Annotated in this window: 24 protein-coding genes and 1 tRNA gene; 17 read left to right on the top strand and 8 right to left on the bottom strand. The window is 43.8% G+C overall.

Translation table 11 applies throughout. The annotated features are described in order from the left end of the window. Positions 1–42: 42 nt before the first annotated feature. From accB to BZL35_RS02965, 3 genes are all read right to left on the bottom strand, one after another. Positions 43–504 (bottom strand): acetyl-CoA carboxylase biotin carboxyl carrier protein, encoded by a 462-nt coding sequence (accB, locus tag BZL35_RS02975; protein WP_106182694.1) that lies wholly within the window; start codon positions 502–504, stop codon positions 43–45. 66 nt (positions 505–570) lie between these two features. Continuing rightward, complete coding sequence (gene aroQ / locus BZL35_RS02970) at positions 571–1,014, bottom strand: type II 3-dehydroquinate dehydratase (protein WP_106182693.1); 444 nt, start codon at positions 1,012–1,014, stop codon at positions 571–573. Between the two features lie 130 nt (positions 1,015–1,144). Further along, positions 1,145–1,690, bottom strand: a complete 546-nt coding sequence (locus BZL35_RS02965) for a TlpA family protein disulfide reductase (RefSeq protein WP_106182692.1) — start codon at positions 1,688–1,690, stop codon at positions 1,145–1,147. 562 nt (positions 1,691–2,252) lie between these two features. Here BZL35_RS02965 and mpl point away from each other — a divergent pair. From mpl to pyrF, 6 genes are all read left to right on the top strand, one after another. Then, positions 2,253–3,641 (top strand): UDP-N-acetylmuramate:L-alanyl-gamma-D-glutamyl-meso-diaminopimelate ligase, encoded by a 1,389-nt coding sequence (mpl, locus tag BZL35_RS02960; protein WP_106182691.1) that lies wholly within the window; start codon positions 2,253–2,255, stop codon positions 3,639–3,641. A gap of 15 nt (positions 3,642–3,656) precedes the next feature. Then, positions 3,657–4,244, top strand: a complete 588-nt coding sequence (locus BZL35_RS02955) for a YqiA/YcfP family alpha/beta fold hydrolase (RefSeq protein ID WP_106182690.1) — start codon at positions 3,657–3,659, stop codon at positions 4,242–4,244. A gap of 80 nt (positions 4,245–4,324) precedes the next feature. After that, entirely contained in the window at positions 4,325–6,352 is a 2,028-nt protein-coding gene (locus tag BZL35_RS02950) for a ribonuclease catalytic domain-containing protein (protein ID WP_106182874.1), read from the top strand. Between the two features lie 394 nt (positions 6,353–6,746). Continuing rightward, entirely contained in the window at positions 6,747–7,583 is an 837-nt protein-coding gene (aroE, locus tag BZL35_RS02945) for a shikimate dehydrogenase (protein WP_245916326.1), read from the top strand. Between the two features lie 654 nt (positions 7,584–8,237). After that, positions 8,238–9,200 carry a magnesium/cobalt transporter CorA gene (corA, locus tag BZL35_RS02940; protein ID WP_106182873.1) on the top strand — a complete coding sequence of 321 codons (963 nt, stop codon included), beginning with the start codon at positions 8,238–8,240 and terminating at the stop codon, positions 9,198–9,200. Positions 9,201–9,272: 72 nt separating this feature from the next. After that, the gene (pyrF, locus tag BZL35_RS02935) at positions 9,273–10,103 is read left to right on the top strand and encodes an orotidine-5'-phosphate decarboxylase (protein WP_181276548.1); all 831 of its coding nucleotides are present in this window, start codon (positions 9,273–9,275) and stop codon (positions 10,101–10,103) included. A gap of 338 nt (positions 10,104–10,441) precedes the next feature. Here the strand turns inward: pyrF and BZL35_RS02930 are convergent, their stop codons facing one another. From BZL35_RS02930 to BZL35_RS02920, 3 genes are all read right to left on the bottom strand, one after another. Further along, positions 10,442–10,960, bottom strand: coding sequence for a phosphatidylglycerophosphatase A family protein (locus BZL35_RS02930; RefSeq protein ID WP_106182687.1), 519 nt, complete (start codon positions 10,958–10,960; stop codon positions 10,442–10,444). Then, positions 10,950–11,945 carry a thiamine-phosphate kinase gene (gene thiL, locus BZL35_RS02925; protein WP_106182686.1) on the bottom strand — a complete coding sequence of 332 codons (996 nt, stop codon included), beginning with the start codon at positions 11,943–11,945 and terminating at the stop codon, positions 10,950–10,952. Before thiL ends, BZL35_RS02930 begins: the two co-directional genes overlap by 11 nt. Before the next feature lie 716 nt (positions 11,946–12,661). Further along, positions 12,662–12,738 (bottom strand) — tRNA-Met (locus BZL35_RS02920). Between the two features lie 647 nt (positions 12,739–13,385). Between BZL35_RS02920 and recA the strand changes: the two genes are divergently transcribed. From recA to ruvX, 11 genes are all read left to right on the top strand, one after another. After that, positions 13,386–14,450 (top strand): recombinase RecA, encoded by a 1,065-nt coding sequence (gene recA, locus BZL35_RS02915; RefSeq protein WP_106182685.1) that lies wholly within the window; start codon positions 13,386–13,388, stop codon positions 14,448–14,450. Between the two features lie 24 nt (positions 14,451–14,474). Then, positions 14,475–14,615 carry a hypothetical protein gene (locus tag BZL35_RS05020; RefSeq protein WP_181276536.1) on the top strand — a complete coding sequence of 47 codons (141 nt, stop codon included), beginning with the start codon at positions 14,475–14,477 and terminating at the stop codon, positions 14,613–14,615. Next, positions 14,608–15,093, top strand: a complete 486-nt coding sequence (gene recX, locus BZL35_RS02910; protein ID WP_181276535.1) for a recombination regulator RecX — start codon at positions 14,608–14,610, stop codon at positions 15,091–15,093. The genes BZL35_RS05020 and recX overlap by 8 nt, the downstream gene beginning before the upstream one ends. A gap of 557 nt (positions 15,094–15,650) precedes the next feature. Beyond that, positions 15,651–16,817 (top strand): ADP-forming succinate--CoA ligase subunit beta, encoded by a 1,167-nt coding sequence (gene sucC / locus BZL35_RS02905; protein WP_106182683.1) that lies wholly within the window; start codon positions 15,651–15,653, stop codon positions 16,815–16,817. An 87-nt stretch (positions 16,818–16,904) separates the two neighbouring features. Next, complete coding sequence (gene sucD / locus BZL35_RS02900) at positions 16,905–17,786, top strand: succinate--CoA ligase subunit alpha (protein ID WP_106182682.1); 882 nt, start codon at positions 16,905–16,907, stop codon at positions 17,784–17,786. Positions 17,787–17,954: 168 nt separating this feature from the next. Next, positions 17,955–18,680, top strand: a complete 726-nt coding sequence (locus BZL35_RS02895) for a TerC family protein (protein ID WP_106182681.1) — start codon at positions 17,955–17,957, stop codon at positions 18,678–18,680. Between the two features lie 229 nt (positions 18,681–18,909). Further along, positions 18,910–19,434 (top strand): pilin, encoded by a 525-nt coding sequence (locus BZL35_RS02890; protein WP_106182680.1) that lies wholly within the window; start codon positions 18,910–18,912, stop codon positions 19,432–19,434. Positions 19,435–19,605: 171 nt separating this feature from the next. Beyond that, entirely contained in the window at positions 19,606–21,207 is a 1,602-nt protein-coding gene (locus BZL35_RS02885; RefSeq protein ID WP_106182679.1) for a PglL family O-oligosaccharyltransferase, read from the top strand. A gap of 634 nt (positions 21,208–21,841) precedes the next feature. Further along, the gene (locus BZL35_RS02880) at positions 21,842–22,012 is read left to right on the top strand and encodes a rubredoxin (protein WP_106182678.1); all 171 of its coding nucleotides are present in this window, start codon (positions 21,842–21,844) and stop codon (positions 22,010–22,012) included. Positions 22,013–22,518: 506 nt separating this feature from the next. Then, entirely contained in the window at positions 22,519–23,088 is a 570-nt protein-coding gene (locus BZL35_RS02875) for a YqgE/AlgH family protein (protein WP_106182872.1), read from the top strand. After that, positions 23,085–23,504 (top strand): Holliday junction resolvase RuvX, encoded by a 420-nt coding sequence (ruvX, locus tag BZL35_RS02870; protein WP_106182677.1) that lies wholly within the window; start codon positions 23,085–23,087, stop codon positions 23,502–23,504. The genes BZL35_RS02875 and ruvX overlap by 4 nt, the downstream gene beginning before the upstream one ends. A 435-nt stretch (positions 23,505–23,939) precedes the next feature. On the opposite strand, the gene BZL35_RS02865 is transcribed toward ruvX, so the two are convergent. Both BZL35_RS02865 and BZL35_RS02860 read right to left on the bottom strand, forming a co-directional pair. Next, complete coding sequence (locus tag BZL35_RS02865) at positions 23,940–24,773, bottom strand: symmetrical bis(5'-nucleosyl)-tetraphosphatase (protein WP_106182676.1); 834 nt, start codon at positions 24,771–24,773, stop codon at positions 23,940–23,942. Then, complete coding sequence (locus BZL35_RS02860; protein ID WP_106182675.1) at positions 24,770–25,915, bottom strand: MraY family glycosyltransferase; 1,146 nt, start codon at positions 25,913–25,915, stop codon at positions 24,770–24,772. Before BZL35_RS02860 ends, BZL35_RS02865 begins: the two co-directional genes overlap by 4 nt. Positions 25,916–25,936: the final 21 nt, after the last annotated feature.

The following is a 25,936-nucleotide window of genomic DNA, read 5'->3' as shown; positions in this document are numbered from 1 at the left end:
AGAGTGGGAGAGAATCGTCGGATGCTTGACTGGCCGGGGTATTTAGCCTATGACGAAAAGAGGTTGGCCGAATTCGACTGCTTGGCCATTCTCACTCAAAATTTCTTTGATAATACCCGCTTTATCTGCTTCGATTTCATTTAGTAATTTCATAGCTTCGATAATGCATAACGTTTGACCTTCTTTGACCGTATCTCCTATTTGAACGAATGAATCCGCACTGGGTGATGGGGCTCGGTAGAACGTACCGACCATTGGAGAATTAACAATGTGACCTTGTATCGCCGTCGGTGCATGCGATTCTGCAAGAGTTGATGTAACAGACGCAGATGTTTCAACTTGTGGTGTCATGAGGTGTGACAGAGTCATTGACATTGGAGCTGCGGTCACTTGACGCGTAGCCTTAATGATGCGAACTTTGCTTTCGCCTTCTGTGATTTCTAACTCTGAAATATCTGAATCGGCCAGGAGGTCGATCAACGTTTTTAGTTTGCGCAAATCCATCTAGGAAGCTCCTTGATTTTTTTGTCCCACGGGCATAAGCGCACCGTATAAAGGATAAATAAAAATCTACTCGCCGGAGAGCCGGCGCAGGGCAAAATCGAGTGCATAGGTGTAACCGCGCCATCCAAGGCCGCAGATCACACCTTGAGCGATATCTGAAAAATAAGAGTGGTGTCGAAATACATCCCGTTGGTGAACATTTGACAGATGGATCTCGATAAACGGAATACTGACAGCAGCAATTGCATCGCGAATCGCAATGCTCGTATGGGTGTATGCCGCTGGGTTGATGATTATAAAATCTGTCTGCTGACTCGCCTCGTGGATTCGATCTACAAGTATGCCTTCATGATTGCTTTGGAAAGTCAGCAATTCGGCGCCAGCAGCGTTTGCTTGCTTATATAGTTCTTTGTTGACATCTTTTAATGTTTTTTGACCATAAACACTCGGCTCTCGAGCGCCAAGTAGATTGAGATTGGGACCGTGCAGCACAAGTATGCGATGAGCCATTGTTTGTTAGATATTTCGCGAAAATGTGCGCAATTAAACGATAGTTGACGAATTTTGTCTAGTGGGACGATTAGTGCTCCTCTTTCTGTGGTGTCTATACTAACCATGTTAGCCTTGCATGGAATATGCCTCATTTTGCTTGGTCAATAGCGTTTGCAAGGCTATTGAGTATGGCACGAAGTTCATCTTCCGAAATCTGACCTATTTTTTTTGTATGAAGATTGTTTGAAATATCAATAACTGCTGTAAACGGTAGCTTACTCGTCGTGTTACCGAAGGTGCGTGCTAAATCAATACCTATATAACCAGCGACAAGCAATGGATAATCGACACGTACTTTTTTTAAAAAATTCAATATATTTGTTGCTGAATCGATGCCAATACCAATAAATTGTACGTTTTTATCTTGAAATTCATGAGATAACTTATTAAGGGTGGACATTTCTGCAACGCAAGGACTGCACCAGGGTGCCCAAAAGTTAATCACCAATATTTTCCCATGCCATTGTGAAATAGGCTGGTTAGTTCCATTTAGATCTGGAAATTGGATTTTTAGAAGTTGCTTAACAGCAGCATCGCCGTCAATTTTAAGGACTCGCTGTGAGTGACTAAAATAAAATCCTGCACTCCCTGCTATGAGCGTTAGGATTACCAGGATAAGGATTTTTTTTTTCATGAATGTAGAATGAACTGGAAAGGAAAGTTATAAAAAATTCTTTTCAATAAAATTGGAGGAGGCATTGATGGTAAGAAATAGCTTTTTACTCCTTTCGTTAGTCTATAAGTCTCTTGGTGCCAATAAGCAATAATATCTATGATGTTACTGTTGAATCGATCAGCGTTAATATTTTGTGGGTTACGGGTCGTGAAGATAAAGGTGGAGATGTGTGTCTGCAGCGCCGTCTATAAATGTTGTTCTTCGCATACAACTGATTTATTTTTTGCTAAATATTCCCATCATTTTGACCTCTATTTATGTGAATAGGAAATTGTATTGGCGATGGAGATTTTATTGTCAATTTGTGTTCCGCTTATTGCGCTTGTGATCGAATCTCATTTGGTAATGATATTTTTGCTAAGCGTTTTCTGGGTGCTGATTTGAAGATCTGGTTTTTGTGATTTCATTGAGCAGTTGAGCGGTAGAGAGAAAATTTGGCGGCGCTCACTCTTGTTTAGATAGGTCGAGTAGAATGAATTGACATCTTTAACTATCGCAGTTGATTGACGTAACTCCTAATATGCATATTCATATACTTGGTATTTGTGGCACATTCATGGGTGGTTTGGCAGTACTTGCGCGAGAAGCTGGCTATACGGTCACTGGTTGTGATGTCAATGTTTACCCGCCCATGAGTACGCAGCTAGAAATGCAGGGAATCAGTCTGATTGATGGTTTTGATGCAAAACAGGTGTTATTAGCTCCAGACATGTTTGTGATCGGCAATGTTATTTCGCGTGGTAATCCTTTGATGGAAGAGATTTTGAACCGGAATTTACCTTATATGTCTGGTCCTCAATGGCTGGGTGAATATGTGCTCTGCAAAAAATGGGTGTTAGCGGTCGCTGGTACACATGGCAAAACCACGACTACGTCCATGCTATCTTGGATTTTGGAAGATACGGGATATAACCCAGGTTTCCTGATTGGCGGTGTGCCCATTAACTTTAATATTTCCGCGCGTCTTACAGACAGTGATTTCTTTGTCATCGAAGCGGATGAGTATGATACGGCGTTTTTTGATAAACGATCGAAATTTGTCCATTATCGACCTCGTACGCTGATTTTGAATAACCTTGAGTATGATCATGCTGATATTTTCTCGGATTTGATGGCGATCGAGATGCAATTTCATAATCTGATTCGTACAGTGCCTAGTCAAGGTCGTTTAGTCTTAAATGGTCGGGAAACTGGCCTTCAGCGTGTACTTGAAAGAGGTTGTTGGAGTACGGTTGAGTATTTTGGTGTTTCTGATAGTTGGCACGTAGATGAGGGGATGGTATCTGCCACACCTGGAGAGGAAGCTTTTTGGGTACGAAAAGGATTGAAGATCGTCGGTCAAGTGAAATGGGGTTTGCATGGCGAGCATAATCAACTCAATGCTTTAGCTGCTATTGCTGCAGCCCATCACGTTGGAGTGAAACCGCAGCTGGCGGTGGCATCGCTGGAGAAGTTTCAGAATGTCAAGCGTCGTATGGAAAGATGTGGCACGGTCAATGGTGTAACGGTATTTGATGATTTCGCACATCATCCAACGGCGATTCGGAATATTTTGGCTGGTTTGCGTAAATGTGTGGGTCAGGCCGCGCGTATATTGGCTGTGTTGGAGCCGCGTTCCAACACGATGAAGCTTGGAATGATGAAAGTACAGCTTGCTGCTAGCTTGGCTGATGCTGATCTCGTATTTGTTTACGAGGCACTTGCAGGGAAAGATATCCTCAGCTGGGATGTAGTCAAAGCTTTTTCTCCATTGGGGGATCGTGCACAAGTACACAATGATATTGATGGATTGGTCCGTGCTATCGTAGCTGTTGTGCAGCCGTTTGATCAGGTGGTGGTTATTAGTAATGGCAGTTTCGGTGGGATTCACCAAAAATTGCTTGATGCCCTTGTTGTTGGACAGAATTAAGTAACGACATTCAGTATGATTTTATATTTACATGGTTTCTTATCTTCACCACAGTCATTCAAAGCTCAGATGATGGCTGTGCGTATGCATAAATTAATGCGAGGTCATCAATGGATTTGTCCGCAGTTGCCACTTTCTCCTACTGCGAGCATCATCGATGTGAAACGTCTATTGGTTGGTATTGCATGGGATGATCTTACTCTCGTAGGCAGTTCGCTTGGTGGATTTTATGCGACCTATCTTGCAGAATATTTTGGTTGCAGGGCTGTTTTGCTTAATCCAGTCACGCAACCGTACCGAGATTTAGGTAAATGGTTGGGTGAGCAGCAGCTTTGGCATGGTGGTCGAACAATCGTCTTTGAACCGCATCATTTAGATGAGCTCTGTGCGCTTGAAGTCCCGGTCATCACAAATCCTGAGCGATACTACTTGATTGCGACGACGGGTGACGAAACTCTTAATTATCGCGATATGGTAGAAAAATACTCAAGAGCAAAGCTTACGTTGATCGAAGGTAGCGACCATGGAATTTCAGATTTTTCGAAGTATCTTGACGATGTGCTCAAGTTTGCTGGTGTTTACAATATAACCCCTGAATTTTAGGTGATTTGAATTTTCCAATGAAAGCTCCGGCGTACGTGACCGGTTTACAATGTGGGTCCCGTGTGGACAATGGTAGTTTCATGAACGTTTTTTTTCAAGAATCTGGCTGCTTTAAAGCAGGTACAATTTTATCCCAGCAAGGTCAATCGTATCAGGTCGAGTTGCCTGGGGGTCGGCGCTGTAAAATCAAGAGCCGTGATATCCTGTTAAGTTTTGAATTGCCCAGCCCTCTTGATCTTGTGAAGCAGGCTGATGCCTTCGCGCGTGATATTGACTTGCAATTTTTGTGGGAGTGCGCGCCGGCAGAGGGATTTTCTTTTATCACCTTGGCTGCCGAGTATTTTGGCTGTGGGGTCAGTGTCTCGCAGCAGGCCGCCTTGGCACTTGTACTGCAAGCATCACCCATTTATTTTCGTCGTAAAGGTGCTGGGCAGTATCAGCGGGCGCCAGAGGAACAATTGCAGGCGGCGTTAGAGGGAATAGAACGTAAGAAACAACAAGCCATGTTGCAAACGGACTATGTTGAACAGCTGGTTGCCGGTCATTTGCCTGATGCCTTCAAAGGCCTAGAGTTGCAGCTGCTGTTCAGACCAGACAAAAACACTATTGAATCGAAGGCATTAGATGTTGCTGCATTCACTACTGGAAAGACGGCGGCAGAGATTATGATTGCTTGCGGTGGTATTTCATCGCCGCGTGCGTTTCATGAGACGGGGTTCCTGTACGAGCATTTCCCAAGAGGGAAGGGTTTCCCAGATATTGGACCAGTGTCGTTGCCTGACGAAAATTTGCCACTTGCCGACGTTGAAGCATTCTCAATTGACGATATAAGCACAACGGAAATCGATGATGCTTTGTCTGTTAAAGTATTGCCGGATGGCCTATTGCGTGTTGGTATTCATATTGCGGCTCCGGCGCTTGGCATCAGACGTGGTGACGTGATCGACTCAATCGCACGTGAGCGTATGTCGACAGTTTATGCCCCGGGTGAAAAAATTACCATGCTTCCTGATGCTGTGGTCGATTTGTATACCTTGAAGCAGGGTGCTCCTCGCCCTGCTCTGTCACTCTATGTAATCATTGATGCGGAGACTTACGAATCCGTAGCGACAGAGACACGTGCCGAGCAAGTGCAGATTTCCGCTAACCTGCGTCACAATGAACTCGATGCTATCGTGACTGCTGAGACATTGGCAGATGGCACAGGCAACTATTTACATAAGAATGAACTTGGTGTGTTATGGCATTTTGCGCAGGCTTTATATTCTAAACGTCAGGTAGCGAGAGCCAAATCTGGTTTGCGTCCAGAAGTCAATAACAAGTTAGACTTTAACTTTTATATCGCGGGTGATAATGTTTCGATTGAGCCGCGTACGCGAGGTGCTCCACTTGATTTGATTGTTGCAGAAATGGCAATTCTTGCGAACAGCACATGGGGAAAGTTGCTCGCTGAATGTGGCGTCCCTGGCATTTATCGTGTGCAGCGTGCCTACGGTGTAAACCGAACTCGTATGCAAATTGTGCCGGCTCCGCATGAAGGACTTGGCGTGGAGCAGTATGCCTGGAGCACTTCGCCATTACGGCGTTATGTTGACTTAGTCAATCAATGGCAGTTGCTAGCTTGCGCACGTCATGGCGTGACCGCAAAGCTGGCTGCACCATTTAAGCAGAAGGATGCGGATTTGTATGCCACCGTATCGAGCTTTGAAGCTGCATATGCGATGTATGGAGAGTATCAGAGTCGCATGGAGCGTTACTGGTGCTTACGTTGGCTTATGCAGGAAAATAAGACACAGGTCCAAGCCAGTGTTCTAAAAGGTGATGTAGTACGTTTGAATGAGATTCCGTTGACGGTTGTCGCGCCTGGGCTCGGCACTCATGCGCGCGGAACACAGATTCTACTCGACGTGATAACACTCGATGTCGTAACGTTGACGGTGTCTTTACGTGTGGCAAAGGTGCTTGGAGTTACTCAGGAGATTTTGGCTGATGTTAGCCATAGTGATGACATTGTCTCGGACAACGGTATCGGCGATGAGGCGATATCGCCGATTGCGGGGATAAAAGCGGCTGAGGTACCAGTAGCTGATATCGTAGTGGCCCGTTGAGGTTCACTGTTGGGAAAGGTTCCTGTTTGTCGTGTATAGCGTTTCGCTGAAATGGGACTTTGTTACATTATTGGTGTTTCGTTTACGTAGTGCCAATGACCTGCTGTTTGGCGCCGTTGTTGTTAAAGAAAATCAGCACGGGGCTGGCATGAGTCATCGGTGGATGTGGTTGAGTCTAGTTACGGTTTTTGCACGCGAGGTGAGTGTAACAATAGTGTTTCCTGTCTAAGTCACTAAGCGAATGGGACACCGTTTCGGTGATGATCATTTTCCTCAGATCCTAATGTTGCGTCATCTCGTTATGTGCCTGCTCTTCTCTATTTAGGATTTATGAAGTTTTCTGAGAATCGAAGAATTTTTTATACAAACTACGCCGCAAGCGAAAGGTTATGTTTTGGTTGATCGTTATGTAGTGATTGGCAATCCGATTGAGCATAGTCAATCGCCCTATATTCACAGTGAGTTCGCCCGTTTAACTGGGCAATGCTTGACCTATGAGCGTTTATTGGCACCTCTCGATGGATTTGAGTCCACTGTGAGAGCCTTTATCGCGTTGGGGGGATGTGGGGCGAATGTAACGTTGCCTTTTAAGTTGGAGGGTTATAGAGTGGCTACTCGTTTGACAGAGCGGGCGCAGTCTGCGGGGGCAGTCAATACTCTACAATTTTTTGATGAAGAGATCGTGGGTGATAATACTGATGGCATGGGCCTTGTCACTGATATCGAGCGAAACCTTGGCTTATCGCTGCGTGGCCGCCGTGTGTTGTTGCTTGGTGCTGGTGGTGCCGCGCGTGGTGCCATACTGCCGATTTTGTCCGTTAGACCTGCATTTCTATTTGTCGCTAATCGAACACCTGAGCGGGCAATCAACCTTATAGAGCATTTTAAGCCGCTTGGGGAATCGTATGGTGTTGCGCTGAGTGGTGGTGGCTGGGATGCGGTTCCGAACGGATTTGATTTTGTGATTAATGCTACTTCTGCTAGCTTGCATGGTGAGGTGCCCTTGCTCAATGAGGCAGTATTTGAAAAATCTGCACTTGCTTACGATATGATGTATGGTTCTCAACCGACCGTCTTCATGAGGCAGCTGGAAAGGAATGGTATACGTGTAGTTGATGGCCTTGGTATGTTAGTCGAGCAAGCGGCAGAGACTTTTGCTTTTTGGCGTGGGGTACGTCCTGATACAGCAACGATTTTGGCCGCTTTACGTATTCGTCTCTCTGTGAAATAAAAAGCATTTTGTAACGATCGTTCATTAGTAATTTTCTTACTATTTCGGTGCATGCTTGCACTTGGCTAATCATTCATGCACGTGTTGCGTATGTAGGGTGAATGCTCCGGTCTATATTGTTCTTTAGCGAGTTTTTACTTACATGAGAGTCTACGAATAATGTTCCTGAGAATCATTTTGAGCACACATTTCGCGTCTTCACGTAATATCGTTTATACGTACACAAGAATACTTTCGGTAAAGCGATTTCGGTGATTTGACTTGCCGTGAAGGTTTTGTTGTGCGAGAGAAATATCTCAGGACAGAATTGCATACCATCTGAAATCATATTACATCCACGGCGGGTCCTTGGAGGAAAAGGGCGATATTTCAAATTTATGTAAAGAAGCGGACATTTTTGAATTTAGATGATTGTGAAACAATATTTCTATCAACATAGCTCGCTTTTTAAAAGAATAAGAGGCAAGCTGTTTTAGCTTCGCATGTCTCCGGCAGTCTGTTCTCCGAGAGAGGTATAGAATGTGCTACTGATTTTACTATTAGGCTTCTCGAGCTCGAAGTATTGGTATCGCACCAAGGTGCTGTTAAACTTGCGCAACGCCGCGCTTCGCCTATTCCTTGTCATACTAATGCGCGGACTCAAGGGAGATGCGCTTGATTAATGCTTTTGTCATTGATAACGGTCGGTTACAACAGGTGTCGGTTGATCATCCAAATGACCTTGAAAAGGTTTTGCCCGTTTGGGTGGATTTGCATGGACAGACTCTCGAAGAGCGCCGTTGGGTGGAGCAACGCTATGGTGTGCGATTGCCAACGCGTGAGGAGCTTACAGATATCGAAGCATCAGCTCGTTATTACGAGGATGACGGTGGTGTATTGAATATTCGTACAGATTTTTTGCTTGATGAAGATGAAGTTTCACGCAACGTGCCTGTAGCTTTTGTCGTCGTGAAAGATCTCCTCATCTCTGTGCATGATGAAGATTTACCTGTATTTCGGTTAGTGCGTATGCGTGCTCGCATTCGTCCAGGTTCATTGAGTGACGCGATGGATGTGTTGCTTGATTTATATTCAACTGATGCCGAGTATTCAGCAGATGCACTTGAAAGTGTTTATGCAGCTCTTGAGTCTGTCAGTAAATGGGTGTTGGGGAAGAACTTGAGTGATGCGGATGCTGCGAGAGCGTTGGAGAGTATAGCTGTCGAGGAGGACTTGAATGGACGTATTCGCCGCAATGTGATGGATACTCGTCGTGCGCTATCGTTTCTAATGCGAACACGCATGCTAAAGGATGAACAATACCAAGAAGGTAAACAAATTTTGCGTGATATAGAGTCGCTCGACAATCATACCGCTTATTTGTTTGATAAGATTAATTTTCTGATGGATGCAACGATTGGTTTCATTAATATTAATCAGAACAAAATCATCAAAATTTTCTCGGTCGCAGCTGTTGCTTTTTTGCCGCCAACATTGATCGCAAGTATTTATGGGATGAATTTTAAGGTAATGCCTGAATTGGACTGGACTGTGGGTTATCCTTTTGCAATTATTTTAATGATTCTGTCTGCGATCGCCCCATTTTTATATTTCCGTCATCGAGGTTGGTTGGAGTGACTCCTGAATGTTCTACAATATAGGCTCCCCGCTATGAGTGGGGGATTACTGGAAAGCGGTAATTAGTATCCTATACATTCCACCATGACTTTCATCGACTATTTGAACGCTGCTTGGACCAGTCGAAAATCGCTATTATGCGTTGGTCTTGATCCAGAGTTTAGTAAGTTGCCTCCGCATTTACAAGGCCGTGATGATGCGTTTTTTGAATTTTGCCGAGAGATCGTTGACGCGACAGCGCCTTTTGTATGTGCTTTTAAGCCGCAGATCGCCTATTTTTCAGCACATCGGGCAGAGGATCAACTCGAAGCTTTGATTAAGTATATTGACGTACATTATCCCGGATTGCCAGTCATTCTTGATGCAAAGCGCGGAGATATTGGCAGTACGGCAGAACAATATGCAAAGGAAGCGTTCGAGCGTTATCGTGCATACGCAGTGACTGTCAATCCGTACATGGGTTTGGACTCGATTACGCCTTATCTAGAATATCAAGATAAGGGTGTGATTGTGCTATGCCGCACCTCGAATCCAGGTGGCAGTGATTTGCAATTTCTCGATTTTAACGGGGAACGACTGTATCAGACAGTGGCGCGATTGGCTGCTGGGGTATGGAATACCAGTGGTCAGATAGGTCTCGTCGTTGGTGCAACTTTCCCATCCGAAATTGCGACGGTGCGTAGTATTGTTGGTGATATGCCATTACTGGTGCCCGGAATTGGAGCTCAGGGTGGGGATATTGCATCGACGGTCACCGCTGGCTGTACCACCAATGGCACTGGTATGATAATCAATTCCTCGCGTGCGATTATCTATGCTGGAAACGATGATCAGTTTGCTACCGCAGCGGCTGAGGTGGCCAAGAAAACGCGCGATGCAATTAACGAACGTCGAGTATGGTGATGAAAGACACTTTCTGATATACGTAGAGATGATAGTAGTTCGGATGCGGATGTAGAAGAGTACTTATAAGTTCTAGAATATGCTACTTGCCTGTAGGACCTATTTTATTCGAGAGTGTGCGATTCAAGTACTGGTTTTGACCAGAGATGAGATACGACGGTTGCAAGTGTATTATATTAATCTACTGATTTTTATGGGACGTATCCATTTGGTGGACACGTTACCTGAGGAGAATTTTCAACTTTGAAGTTATATGAAAGTTTTGTACGATGAGACTTCAAAGCTCCAGTGTATTGCTCAGTGGGTTAGTGTGCGGTGCCCCATTCTCTGTGAATGAATTAGATAGAATGGCACATGGCAATGATAAACAGTGTACAAAATGCGGCGATGATGTCATCAAGCATAATTCCAAAACCACCTTTTACGGTGCGATCGAAATACCGGATAGGGGGTGGTTTAACTACATCAAAAAATCGAAAAATAAGAAAGGCGAAAAACTGGCGTGTGAAACTGGTGGGAGTAATTAATAAAAGTATAGCCCAAAATGCAATGATTTCGTCCCAAACGATGGATTTAGGGTCAGCAATACTCAATTTTTGAGCTGTAAATCCACATAGCCAAATGCCAGAGAGGAATCCAACTCCGATTAAAATAAACCAACCACTTGTCGTCAAATATTGATTGAGAACGAGGTATGATATCCAGCTAAATGCCGTACCAGCAGTACCGGGGGCGAGCGGAGAAAGGCCAGACCCAAAACCAAGGGAAAAGAGATGGGCGGGATGTGACAGAAGAAAACCTGTATTAGGTGTACGTTGACTTTCCGTGCGATCGGCGGTTGGTTGTTTAGTACTCATTAGAAAAATGATCGAAGCATTTGAAATCAATTTCGATAATGTTAAAAGCACGATCATGCAGTACGATCGATGGATGATCTGTGTCACATAATGTCATTTTACCAATGCGCGTTGCCGAGAGATTCAGATTTTCTGAGATTTTTTTAATTTGAAGACGTTGTGATGGTGGCGCGCAGAAACAAATTTCATAATCGTCGCCCCCCGTTAACGTACATTGCCGTTGTATAGGTAGTGGCTGTGTGGATAGCCATGTTGAACGCGGTATGGCGTCGACATTGATACGGAGGGCTAATCCTGATTGTTCTAAGATATGTTGGAGACTGTCCAATAAACCGTCAGAAATGTCGATGGCAGCATGTGCGATACCACGTAACGCCAAGCCTAGCGATATACGGGGCTCTGGCCACTCGAGTGCTCGCCGAGTTTGTGCAAGTGCCGCAGGATCAAGCGGCCATTCGCCACGTAAGCATCCTAAAGCTAGTCTAGCATCGCCGAGTTTTCCTGAGATCCAAATGTCGTCCCCAGCTTTTGCTGCATCTCGACGTAGGGCGTATTTCTCTGGTACAGCGCCGAAGATGGTGATGCATAAGTTTCGTGGACCGCGCGTTGTATCTCCACCGATGAGCGGACAGCTGTAATTATTAGCTAAGGCAGAAAGTCCTTCAGAAAAGGGCTGTAACCATGAAGGATTGCTGTCTGGTAACGAGAGTGCTAGAGTAAAGCCTAGTGGCCGAGCACCCATTGCTGCAATATCGGAGAGGTTGACGGCTAACGTTTTGTGGCCGAGTGCATGGGGATCGACATCCGGGAAAAAATGTTGTCCTTCGACAAGCATGTCGGTTGAGATTGCGAGTTGCTCGTCATCGGTGAGTTGAAGTAAGGCGCAGTCGTCGCCAATGCCGAGTGCTACATGCTTTCTTAGTTGAGTGGCATTGGTAAAGAATTGATTGATCAGAGAGAATTCAGAGATGACGGGTGTCGGCAAAGTGATTGTCTCAGGGAGTTGAAAATTAGGCTACTTGGTCACTATAAGGGTATGTAGTAAAAGTGCTATTCAGAACTTTTCAGTGTTGGTGGTTGTTCGTGACCAATATTTTTTTGATACAAATCAGGCTTCTGAATTTTTGGGATCGCAATGCGTGAGTTTTCGTGTTTTCGCTTTTACCAAGCGTGCATCATTCATAGAAGAGAAGCGTTAGTTTGCATACAAGCCCATATAGAATCACTTCGAACGTCAGGTTTTTCACTGCACATTTCATTAAAAGGGGGGCATTAGTAGTTATACTGATGCGCTATCGAACAGATGAATCCCCAATATCAAGTGATCCGGTTAAGTCCTAAATCTGCTCTTTTTTTGACGTTCTGATCATCGATCACTTGCTTTAAGTGAGTGATTATTTCGAGATTTGAATGAAGAGACAAATTGCCTACCAGAATTTTTCCTGATGAGTAAGAGAGATATATCATTTAATAAAAGAGAATCCCTTGTTAAGGGTGCAATATATATGACAGAGTGCTTGGAATGAAGCTCTATTGCAAGTACTAGTACAAGTTAGGTTCTTGCTATCTCGCAAAAGCAGTCAGTTTTTCAGAGCAATTTTTCATTCTAAATAAATGAAAAATTGCTTAAGTATTCAACAACCACTCTACTCTCAGCTTATTTAAATTTACAACTATAATCGTCGTTGACAGTTTTAAACCTGGTGGCGAATCAGGGACTCGAACCCCGGACCTGCGGATTATGATTCCGTCGCTCTAACCAACTGAGCTAATTCGCCATCTTGATGACTATAATTGAGAGCTATGTAAGTGTCAATATACTTTGTATATTTTGCTTTCTTCAGATGTTAATGATTTGCATGGTGACATGCTTTTTGTGGATTGAGTATGCTTACTGGGTTGGTGCTGAGGGCAACTGTATTGTATTGGTGAAAGGCGATTCAACGGATGGGGCAGGTTGTGTTTTGTTGTATTTTTTTGTCATATAGCGATGTGAGGTTTGGATATAGGGTAATGTTATTGGATAAATTGTAAATGTTGAGCGATTTTGAGTGGTTATTTCGCATTGACATAAGACTTCAATGGAGTTCAAGGACGTCGTATTCTGAGTGTAGTTTGGCTGATCAAGCCTCAATGTTGGGATAGCCTGGACTGGTGAGTGTCTGTTGATTCTTTGTATTGAAGGTCTCAGATGAAAAGGCAATGTGATTCCTTGTATTCAATGAGTTGATTCATAAACATTGAATTTTGCGTCTTCAGAATGTATGAGTACAGGGAAGGGTTAGAAAGTGATATTTTTTGGATTTTATGTCGTATCGACACTTTATTAAAATAATAGGGGCTTGCAAAAAAATACTGATTTTTTATACAGTATAAGGGAGCCCCTCGTACAGGCCATCTCGCCTATCACATCAAAGGACGATTCATGGAAGAAAGCAAGAAAGGTTCTGCCAACCTGTCAGCTGAGAAAGGTAAGGCACTGGCTGTCGCACTTGCTCAGATCGAAAAGCAGTTCGGCAAAGGCTCTATTATGCGTATGGGTGATAAAGAAGTTGAGGGAAACATACAGGTTGTCTCTACTGGTTCTTTGGGGCTCGATATTGCCTTGGGTGTTGGTGGTTTGCCGCGTGGACGTGTCATCGAGATTTATGGGCCGGAGTCGTCAGGAAAAACTACACTGACTTTACAGGTGATCGCGGAGATGCAAAAGTTGGGTGGGACTTGTGCGTTTATAGATGCTGAGCATGCCCTTGATGTTGGCTATGCAGATAAGCTGGGTATCTCGGTGCCTGATCTATTGGTTTCACAACCTGATACAGGTGAACAGGCACTGGAAATTGCTGATGCACTTGTGCGTTCTGGCTCAATCGACTTGATTGTCATTGATTCAGTTGCTGCCTTGGTGCCAAAGGCAGAAATCGAAGGTGAAATGGGCGACTCGCTCCCGGGATTACAAGCGCGTCTTATGTCTCAAGCACTTCGTAAGTTGACAGGGACGATTAAGAGAACCAATTGCATGGTAATTTTTATTAACCAGATTCGTATGAAGATTGGTGTAATGTTTGGCAATCCCGAAACAACTACTGGGGGTAATGCTCTGAAATTCTATGCCTCCGTGCGTTTAGACATCCGTCGGATTGGCTCCATTAAAAAGGGTGATGAAGTTATTGGTAATGAGACGCGTGTCAAGATTGTCAAGAATAAAGTTGCGCCGCCGTTCCGTGAGGCAATTTTCGATATTCTCTATGGATTGGGAATTTCTCGCGAAGGGGAGATCATCGATTTGGGTGTGAGTAAGAAGTTTATTGAGAAAGCCGGTGCTTGGTATAGTTATAAAGAGGAAAAGATAGGTCAAGGCAAGGACAATGCTCGTGAATTTTTGCGTGAAAATTCGGCTTTGGCACGTGAAATTGAAAATAAAGTTCGTGCTTCCATGGGTATGGTTACTATGAATGAAACGATCAAAATCGATCGGGTTGAAGAAGGATAAATATTGGTATTCCCTATTGTGATCATGCCCGATTCACAGAATGGGGCATTGCATCCTGTGCATACAGTCATTACAGTTCAGTTTCCGGAGGTCTCCGTGTGTGCGCTTCGACCTGATGTTATTTCTAGGGTAACTCGTCAAAATACAGTTTGTACTTGTGGCTGATAAGCGATTTGGTAAATCTCGAAAAACTGAGTTAAGTCTCAAGGAGCGTGCACTCAATTATCTGTCCCGTCGTGAATACAGCCGTTCTGAGCTTCGATCTAAGCTTATGTTTTTTTCTAAAGATCTTGATGAAATAGATAATTTGCTTGATCTACTTGAACGAGATAAATTCTTGTCAATGGATCGTTTTGTCCAGAGTGTTTTACACAGACGGGCGGGATGGGGGGGTGCTTATGTTCTGGCTGAACTTGAGCAACATCAGGTCGCCCCATCGACCATATCCGTCTTGACTGAAGAGCTCCGTCAAGTTGAGTTCATTCGCGCACATGCTGTTTGGTTAAAAAAATTTGGGGCTTCAGCTAAAACATCAAAAGCGCGGTCGCGTCAAATACGATTTCTTGCTGGGCGAGGTTTCTCTCACTCGGTGATTGCCAAAATTATGCGAGATGTAGTTTTTCTTGAAGATGATTTCTCGTGATATAAGAGTCGTAGCTCGCATATCCAATTGATAAATTTCATTTTTTCCGTATGCCATGAGGCATGGTCCTAGACTGCTTACTGATGCAGTTTTTGGTTTGTGAGAGCGGTTTTTAATTGATATTGCCTTGAAGGGAATCAGCAAATCGTCTTCTATATGTTAGAATGAACTGATGCCGGCTTCATGCGTTGGAATCGAACGCTGTTGTCTGCGTTTCTTATGACTGATCGCGCTGTTGTTCTATCGACGTTACTGATTTTGAGTGTGAAGGTTTCGTCGATGATTGAAACTCTACGTTTTTCGTTATTGTGCAAGAAATGCATTTGTTGACTGGTGTTCAAAATGCCTCATTTGAACACAAATATGTTTGATGTAACTGTCGACATCTAATTGATGTTTTGTGGGTGAAACGTTGCATCGGTTTTTTACCTAGTTTCTATAGTTGTAAAGACGAGCGATCGAATGAAGCCAAGGTTGGCCTCATGAAAGCGTCTTACGATGTCGCTTATTTTTCATACTAGAATTCACTTCCAATTTAGCAAGAAGGGAAATAACGCATGAAGATTCATGAGTATCAAGGTAAGGAAATTCTCCGAAGATTTGGAGTGGCGGTGCCTCGTGGCATTCCAGCATTTTCGGTCGATGAAGCCGTTAAGGCAGCTGAAGAACTTCGCGGTTCGGTTTGGGTTGTCAAAGCCCAGATTCACGCAGGTGGCCGTGGTAAAGGCGGTGGTGTGAAGGTTGCAAAGTCGATCGAACAAGTGCGTGAATATGCTAACGAGATTCTCGGCATGCAATTGGTCACGCACCAGACTGGGCCGGAAGGTCAGAAAGTAAACCGTCTGTTGATTGAGGAAGGAGCGGACATTAAGAACGAGCTCTATGTCGGTCTCATCGTAGACCGATTATCGCAGAAGATTGTGCTGATGGGCTCGAGCCAAGGTGGAATGGATATTGAAGAAGTTGCCGATAAAAATCCAGAATTGATCCACAAGGTAATTATTGATCCACTGAAAGGTATACAGGATCTAGATGCTGATGATTTAGCCAAAAAGATTGGAGTCCCTGATACTTCCATAATTCAAGCCCGCGAAATTCTCAAGGCTTTGTACAAAGCCTTTTGGGAAACTGATGCATCTTTGGTAGAAATTAATCCATTAAACGTTTCTAGTGACGGTACGGTTACTGCTCTTGATGCTAAGTTTAATTTCGATTCGAATGCACTGTTCCGCCATCCAGAAATTTTTGCTTATCGCGATTTGGACGAAGAAGATCCGGCAGAAGTGGAGGCTTCAACGTTTGATTTGGCTTACATTTCGCTCGAAGGTGATATTGGCTGTTTAGTTAACGGTGCAGGCTTGGCGATGGCTACAATGGATACCATTAAGCTGTTCGGAGGCGAGCCTGCTAATTTCTTGGATGTAGGCGGTGGTGCAACGACAGAGAAAGTGACTGAAGCTTTCAAGATTATGCTAAAGAACCCGGGTTTAAAAGCTATTCTTGTCAATATATTCGGGGGTATTATGCGCTGTGACGTCATTGCAGAAGGTGTCATCGCGGCCTCGAACGCTGTCTCGTTAAAGGTTCCGTTAGTGGTCCGTATGAAGGGCACCAACGAAGACTTGGGTAAGAAAATGCTGGCAGAATCCGGTTTGCCAATTATTGCTGCAGATAGTATGGAAGAAGCCGCCCAGAAAGTTGTCACCGCGGCCAAGGGCAACTAACAAAAAAATGTTGAAGTGGTAGTTAGGGTGCTATGCTATTTTCTGTGCCCTTTTGCTTTTCGGCAACCGGAAGAGGGAAATCAATCAATGTCGATTCTGATTAATAAAGACACAAAGGTCATAACTCAAGGTATCACTGGCAAGACTGGTCAGTTTCACACTCGTATGTGTCGTGAGTATGCAAACGGTAAGAATGCTTATGTTGGCGGCGTCAATCCGAAGCGAGCTGGAGAAAACTTTGAGGGTATTCCAATTTTTGGTTCTGTCAAAGATGCGAAGAATCAAACTGGTGCGAATGTGTCGGTAATTTATGTGCCGCCTGCAAGCGCTGCTGCTGCGATTTGGGAAGCTGTCGAAGCTGAATTAGACTTGGTGATCTGTATCACGGAAGGTATTCCTGTACGCGATATGATCGAATTAAAGGCACAGATGAAGGAATGTGGTAGCAGGACGTTATTGTTGGGTCCTAACTGTCCGGGGGTTATTACACCTGATGAGCTGAAGATTGGCATTATGCCGGGCCATATCCACAAGAAAGGACGTATCGGTGTCGTCTCTCGTTCGGGCACATTGACGTATGAAGCTGTGGGACAGTTGACTGCATTGGGTTTGGGTCAATCATCAGCTGTTGGTATCGGCGGTGATCCGATCAATGGTTTGAAGCATATTGACGTTATGAAGATGTTCAACGACGATCCCGATACGGATGCCGTCATTATGATCGGCGAAATTGGTGGTCCGGACGAAGCCAATGCTGCATGCTGGATTAAAGCCAATATGAAGAAACCAGTCATTGGATTTATAGCTGGTGTTACAGCACCTTCGGGTAAACGTATGGGTCATGCTGGTGCTCTGATATCAGGGGGCGCTGATACAGCAGAGGCAAAGTTGGAAATAATGGAGGCCAGTGGCATAAAAGTTACGAAGAACCCATCAGAAATGGCTCGTCTATTGAAGTCGGTATTATAGCGAGTTCGCTTTTCGTTATTGAATGTGTGTCTTTGTCCTCGAGTTGGGCGTGTGCACTAAGGTAAAATAGAGGGAATCTGACGGCATGTCCGTTTTGATTCCCTTTACAGTTTTGTGGTTGCGTTTTTTTACCAATGAAAGGTGAGTGTTTTGGAAGAGGCCTTTGGCATGACCTCATTGTTAGAGAATCTCAATTGGATGACAATCTTGAAAATTACCATCATTGACATCTTGTTGAGTGGAGATAACGCGGTCGTGATTGCATTGTTATGTCGTAATTTACCCGAAAAACAGCGTCTAAAAGGGGTCTTGTTGGGTGCCATTGCTGCAATTGTGCTGCGTGTCATTTTGATTTTTTTTGCGTTTAGGTTGCTAAATATTCCGTTCTTGAAGGTGTTTGGTAGTTTGCTGCTATTTTGGATCGGACTAAAAATCTTATCATCCCAGGATGGTTTTAATGATATTAAACCTGCAGATAAGCTATGGGTGGCACTCAAAAGTATCATCGTCGTCGATTTTGTAATGAGTGTCGATAACGTTATTGCACTCGCTGGAGCAACGCAAGAGATTGTCGTTCATTATCGAATGCCTTTCGTGATTTTTGGGTTATTCATTTCGATTCCATTGATTGTTTGTGGTTCCCAAATCGTAATGAAGTTACTTGATCGTTTTCCATTGGTTCGGATCTGTGGTGCTGTATTAATGGGTTGGATTGCAGGTGGCTTATGGGTGACGGACAAGGGTATTACCGAGCATTTACAATTCGATCCTGATAGAATCTACTATGCAGCTGCGTTTTTCGGAGCACTTTTTATGATGGGATTTGGAATAATTCTTAAAAAATGGAAGCCGGTAGACCAGGCCAGTGCATCAGCCAAGGTTTATAACAGTTAGTCAAGAAGGGACTCCGAAGACATTTCGGTAGCGCCGCACATTGGACTCATGTCGAATCAGCGGGTAGACTTGCTAAGTATTAGGTATTCTTGAGGTTTTAATTTGAAGCAATGTTGGCGCGCTACGTTTATGACAGGTATACTTTCAATTAACCTCTTCTTGAACAGCGCTATTAATAGTTTTCGATTTTTTTACGCATTACATTACTTCTTTTCTAAAGGAGTTCACAATGTCTGGTACCAGCGGTCAATATGGTTGTGGCACTAAAGCTAGGGGCTTTACTCTCATTGGTCTGATGATCGTACTCGCGCTTATTGGCGTGTTAATCACAGTTGCTTTGCCGTATTTTCAAAACTATTTGGCGCGCGCGCGCGTACTGGAGGGATTGGGTGCTACAGAGAGTACCAAAGCCTTGATTAATAAGAATGCTATGCTTGGTTTACCGTTCGCAAATGGTTGGGTGATTCCAGAACCGACGGATAATGTAAGAAAGTTGAGCGTTGATGATGTCAGTGGAGCCATCACTATAGTTTATACGAAACGTGCAGGTGATGGTGCTATCGTGCTAGTACCTATGGTTCAGCTGCTCGGCGGTGAAAAACATACGCTTTCTTCATTAAGAAAAGTGCCCAATGGTGAGATTTTTTGGACTTGCTATGCAAAAGGCAAGTTTCAGGCACCTGTAGAAGCGACGTTGCCAGCTAAGTATGCGCCCACCGAATGTCGTGATGTCATCGTAAGAAGTGCTTCTTAATTAGAGCTGAAGATAAACTTGTTTACTTCTTTACGCTTTTTTTTAAGCGGCTTTACTGTCTTTTTGATTTGGGGGTTACCCTACAATTTGGTGCCCCACAGCTATCCCATTCCTACATTCTACTCTGAAACTTTTTCATTCTCATTGTTTATTGTTTTGGCTGGATTCTTAATGTTCGCTGTTTGGCGACAGGATGCGAGACAGCTTCAAACACCAAGTATCGCGTGGCTCCCTATTGGTTTTTTGGGGTTGATCGAGGTACAGATGCTCTGGCTGCGGACGAATGTGCCTGAGCTAGAAATAATCACAATTTTGTATGGCGTCGCTATGTTTCTTGCCATTAATAGCGGGTTTTGGGTCGCCCGACTTGGATGGTGCAATCCTTTTATGTATTGGACTGCTGCTAGTCTAATTTTAGGGGGAATTTTCTCAGTGATTGTGCAGATAGTGCAAGTGTTTCATCTTGAAGCCACGGCGCCATGGCTTTTTGCTCAATATACGACCAAAATGGCTCGCAGAGTTTTTGGAAATATGTATCAGCCTAATCATTTGGCGACTTATCTGTCTTTAGCCACTGCTGGTGCATTTTATCTTTGGTATCAACGGCGGTTGTCCGGCTGGTGCTGGTTATTATTATCTGTGATACTTAATATTGGAATTGTTTTGACGGCATCGCGTATGCCTTGGTTACAGTTAACATTGTTGACGCTTGCTGGAATATGGATGGTGGTGTACTTGGAACGAGTAGAGGGTAACTCAATGCACCATTCGCTGCTACGTTGGTGGGTGCCCGTTGCTATTCTACCCTTAATGGTCATTGTCACAGAAGTGATTCAATGGGCTAATGTAGCCCTCCAGTTACAGCTGGAGGGCAGTGCGTTTGATCGATTGCAACAAGCTGGGCAGGTAAGTGGCCGTCTAAATCTTTGGCGATATGGATGGAAAATTTTTCAACATCACTGGCTTTTGGGGGCTGGTTGGGTGAATTATGCGGACGCACAGTTTGCGTTGGCTGGCAAGCTTGGTCCTGTGGAAATGGCTGACAATGCTCACAATGTCGTGTTCGATGTGTTTGCGAAGGGCGGGGTGATCGGTGCAATTTTAGTATTTTTGCCGTTGCTGCTTTGGGTAGTTCGGGCAGTAAAGCGCTTAAAAACATCAGCACCAACTGCCTTTGCATTCATCATACTTGGAATCTTATTTATACATGCGCTCTTGGAGTATCCTCAAAACTATGCTTTCTTTTTGATGCCATCGATGTTTCTGCTCGGGCTTACCGATACACGTGCATTGCCTTGGATGAAACCGCTGGCTGTTGGTTTTCTGAATATGTTAATCTTTGTCGCAGGTATTGGTTTTTTAGTCTATCTATATCGGGACTATCGACGCGTGGAAGTTGCTTATTGTGCTGGGCAGATCGAGAGATATCGTCGGAATCCATCTTATTTTTTTTCCCCATATGGAGATTACGCCTTGGCGCATGCCTTGGTGCTAAATCGTGATGCATTAAATGCAAAATTAGATGCTCATCGGCGTGCGATGTCAATCGGGGCGGGACCAAGCATGATAAAGCGTTATACGATCTTGCTGGCTTTGGCAGGTCGTGATGATGATGCGCTCCAGGCCGTCCAACGGTTGAAGCAATATAATATTAAACGGTTTGAACGAGAGTATGCGTCATTACTTTTTATGTGCGAAGAGCAAGGTCATGCTTTAGGTGGCTTTGTATCCAAATTAATACAAACGTTTGGTAACGTAATGGATAATCGTTAAAAATTGTTATCGAATTAAACGATGAATTATTCTGATAATTGAACAATTTCAGTTCTATAAACACAGTGAGGTGATGATTGAGAGTCATTCATTAGTATAGTAATTGCTATGACAGAGAAGGTTCTCGATGACTATAGCGACTTCATATTTGGAACGCGTTCAAATATGTTTGAGAAATATGAAGTTGTAAGTTCGTTCTAGGACTTTTCGGCGAGATGAACACGAAGCTACGGCCATATGCCGACAGTCTGTGGTAACGTTTTCTTTAGAGAATTTGCTTTTGCACATAATCGAAATTTTTCGATTATGTATGTTGGTGTCTCTTGGACTAAATGCTTGCTGGTTAATAAAAAAATTGACCACGAAGAGGTGGTTTCGTAATGATCGTTGACAGGTTCTGCGATGTTACCCCATTTGATGGTGGTGTTAAGTTTTTGAAGGTGATTTGATTATGGGTATTTATTCGTGCAACATATGATTTTCTTGAATGATGATCAAGTTGATCGATGGAATTTTATTTGTATCAATTACTATTAGTTTGCAGATGTAGACCTGGTAAGTGATTGGGTTCCACGGTAGCATTATATTTTGAGTTGTTGTAACCGTAACGGAGTACTTGTGTTATTGAAGAAGTATGGAATATAAGAGCTGGATGTGCCTAATTTGTGGGTGGGTGTATGATGAAGTTGAGGGAGCACCTGATGACGATATTGCGCCAGGTACGCTATGGGAGGATATCCCTATGAACTGGATGTGTCCAGAATGTGGGGCGCGTAAGGAAGATTTTGAAATGATCCAGATCTAAATTTTTCATAACTATTTGAATTTTCGTCAACCCTCCTGAAGAGAAGACTCGATGGATCTGGTCTTACATATCTTAGATACCTTGTTCTTCATGCTCAAGGTATCTAACACCATGACTCATGATTTTGAGAGAATACTTTAGCGCTGAGAAAAAACCGATATGCCTGCTGATGTATGTATCGATATTGATCTGACAACTTATGCAGTGCATTGGTGATTATAGATGTGTTGTGTGGCACTTTCGCGAATTTGAATGGGCCATTTTAAGGGTATATAGATTTAGTATTACTGACTTAGATTTTTCCTATTTGTGATTCAGTAATGAACTATGTTGGGGGCGAGTGTATTTGGGTTGAACACATGCCTTATATGTTATGTGTTTGCGCTAACGAAGCATATATTGGAATTTGCTGAGTTAGACTTGATCTGTTATGGGGCTAGGCCGTGGTGAATGATTTTCAGGAAATTCTCGACAGACGGTATAGAGGCTTTGATACACTTGGAGCTATGTCAAATAATCGTATTAACCTTACTAATCAGTTCCTGATTGCTATGCCTGGGATGGCTGACCCCACTTTTTCTGGAACTGTGGTTTATCTTTGTCAACATAATGAACGTGGTGCTATCGGCCTTGTGATTAACAAACCAACTGATATTAATTTGCAATCGCTGTTTGATCGGCTTGATCTTAAACTTGAGATTGAACCTTTAATTCACCAGCCTGTTTTTTTTGGTGGACCACTTCAGATGGAGCAGGGTTTTGTATTACATGAATCGAATGGAACATCTTATAGTTCATCATTATCAGTTGCAGGCGGGCTTGAGATGACCACTTCGAAGGATGTTCTAGAAGCCGTAGCTCAAGGTGAAGGATTCAACCGTTTTTTGCTCACACTTGGTCATGCAGGTTGGAGTGCAGGACAACTCGAAGATGAAATTGGTAAGAATGGATGGCTTACTGTTGATGCTGATTCGAATATTCTATTCAATATACCTCCGGCTGATCGATTTGAGGCAGCACTTGCATTACTTGGTATTTCATCGATGATGCTCTCTGCCGATGCGGGTCATGCATGACAATCGGAAGTGCTACGGTACTTGCTTTCGATTACGGTGCGAGACGTATAGGTGTGGCGATTGGCAACACGGTATTACTTCAGGCCCGTGCGCTTACTATGATTACTAATTTGAATTGTCAAGTGCGCTTTGGCGAGGTTGGTAAACTGATTGCTGAGTGGCAACCAGAATGCATTGTTGTTGGCTTGCCTACTCATCCGGATGGAACACCTCACGATATGACGAAGCGAGCTAAACGTTTTGGTAATCAGCTTAACGGTCGTTTTCATGTGCCTGTGGTGTGGGTCGACGAACGCTATTCATCAGTGGCTGCAAAGATTTCGTTTGTCGAAACGGGAAAAGTTATAAATAGACTTGATGCTCATGCAGCAAAAATTATATTGCAGCAATATTTTGATGAAAGTGTGATGGCCTAATGCTTGCCTATTGTGGGGATGAATAAGGTTGATTTTATAAAAGATTTCTGTTTTAAAAATTTATTATTAAGCGCAGGTCAGATATGTGCTCAAACAACAGACAATACTATTTTCATTGAGCGGTTACCTTTGTAGTAACGAGCGCGATATTCATATAATAGCCATATTCCGATCTTTCCATTGACTTTGGTCTAGCGATAGAAGATTGTAGACACTGGCCTTTACATTTTTCTGGGAAGTTATTATTTCAATCCAACCTTACGCTGGAGCTGAATAAGCAAAGGTTAGCAGAGATGTTAAGGCATATTGAGGTTATGATTAGATAGTAGCTCGAACAGCTGGTCTATTTTAATGATGCCTAGTGAACCAGTGAGGGATCAATATAGTGAACAGAGAAGGTTTTTCATTTTTTTTATCGAATAGGGTTAAAACTTACTAACATTTTTGGCAGTTGACTTGTAAAAAATTGCGCTCAGAAGGCTTTTCCGTTAGTTTGAAAGCTGTGAGTTGGCCGCCCCATACACAGCCTGTGTCGAGGCCGATCAAGTTATCTCGCGTGAGTAATCCCAATGCTGACCAGTGGCCGAAAAGAACCACAGTATCTGCCGTTCGTCGCCCTGGGACGTCGAACCAGGGCATTAGATTGGGAATAGCTGTATCAGGACCGGTTTTGTGATCGAAATCCATCCGGCCTTCTACTGTGCAAAAACGCAAGCGAGTGAGCGCATTGATTGTTAATCGATGGCGATCGTCGTTTTTTAGATTATCTTGCCATTGATCTGGTTGATTACCGAACATCCTTCTGAGAAAGACTTTCCAGTTTTCACTACGCAGTGCATGTTCGACCTCTTGAGCGAGTAGCACCGTTTGTGTGGTGCTCCATTGCGGTAAAACACCAGCATGCACCATGAGATAACCATTGGCGAAATGGGCTATTGGACGATGGCGTATCCAATCGATTAAGATATCTATATCCGGTGCATTCAGGATTTCATCGATGATGTGTGTTTTATTTAGTGGTTGTATCCCTGCTGCGATGGCTAGCAAGTATAGATCGTGATTGCCTAACACAACAGTCGAACGTTGTTCGAGCGACATTACGTGACGGAGCGTGCCGAGTGAGTTAGGACCACGATTGATAAGATCTCCGCAAAACCATAGTTCTGCGTTGGTAGGTAAGCGTGCGAGTATCTGCTTAAGTGCGGGAAGGCAGCCATGCAGGTCACCAATTGCATAAATGGGGCGGATTTTTGAAATGAAAGCTGTCATGTCTCGTGGGAAGTTTTTCGTTGGTGCGTTGATCGTGAACTTATATCACTATTTTTTCTATAGATCAGCCAACGGGGTGCTTTGAAACGTATGATACGTACGTAGAGCCATACATAGATCATCATGAAAGCTAGGCAACACAGGACAAGAATAGTTGTGTTTCGCCAAAAAATTGTTGCTGGGACGACCGCTAATAAGCATAACAGCCAAAGGTAAGGCGAGGTCAAAGAATTACGTTTTGTTAACGCTCGGACCGTTTTTTTACCGCAGGTCGACCGCATTAACCGTTTGTAGACTAGCATGTGTAGATGGACGCCATCTGGGATACTTGGTGATATACCTCGGACGATGAGTTTTCGATAAATTGAAAAGCAGACTTCGAAGACTGGATAGATCACCATTAATGCAGGATACCAAGGAGAAACTTGTGGATTATGCATGACGAGTAGGATTGATAACTCGGCGAGAATAAATCCGATGAAATAAGCCCCACCATCGCCGAGGAAAATCAAACCACTGGGAAAGTTCAGCATGAAGAAGCCAAGAATCGCGCCGATCATAATCATTGATGTTGTTAGCACAATTAAGTCTTGCGATTTCAATCCGACGTAACCAAGGGAGGCGAACATTATCACTGCAATCATTGGTGCGAGGCCGTTGAAGCCATCGATGATATTCAGCGCATTTGCCATACCTGCGGTGCACAATACGGTGAAAATGACTGAGATGCTGGTAAGGGTTAGTAAACGATCAAGTGGTCCAATACCGATACGCGTGATATGAATGTCTAGTATTACATATGCACACAGGGCGGAAATCATCGTCGCGATCAAACGTATACGAGGAGAGAGACTTTTTGTGAGATCTTCAAAAAAACCACTTATGAAGGCAGGTAGACCACAGACACTGAGAAAGAGGATACTCTGCGCCATCTGTGTATGCAGTGGTGCTAAGGCGAGTGTGGCAGTAATGATACCGAGCAAGATGCTGATACCACCAATGCGAGGCACTGTACGTGCATGAAATTTCTGTATGCCGGTGGTATCACTGTCACCCGAGAAACGCTTATGGACATTGGCATAACGAACGATCATCAGCGTACTGAAGAATGAGACCACCATGGCGATAACGAGACTGAGCATTATTGAAAGTGATGCTATCAG

The organism is Candidatus Pandoraea novymonadis, assembly GCF_003004665.1.
GTDB classification, from domain to species: Bacteria; Pseudomonadota; Gammaproteobacteria; order Burkholderiales; family Burkholderiaceae; genus Pandoraea; species Pandoraea novymonadis.
Note: the sequence above shows the minus strand (reverse complement) of the source record. Positions and strands in the feature narration are given on the sequence as shown.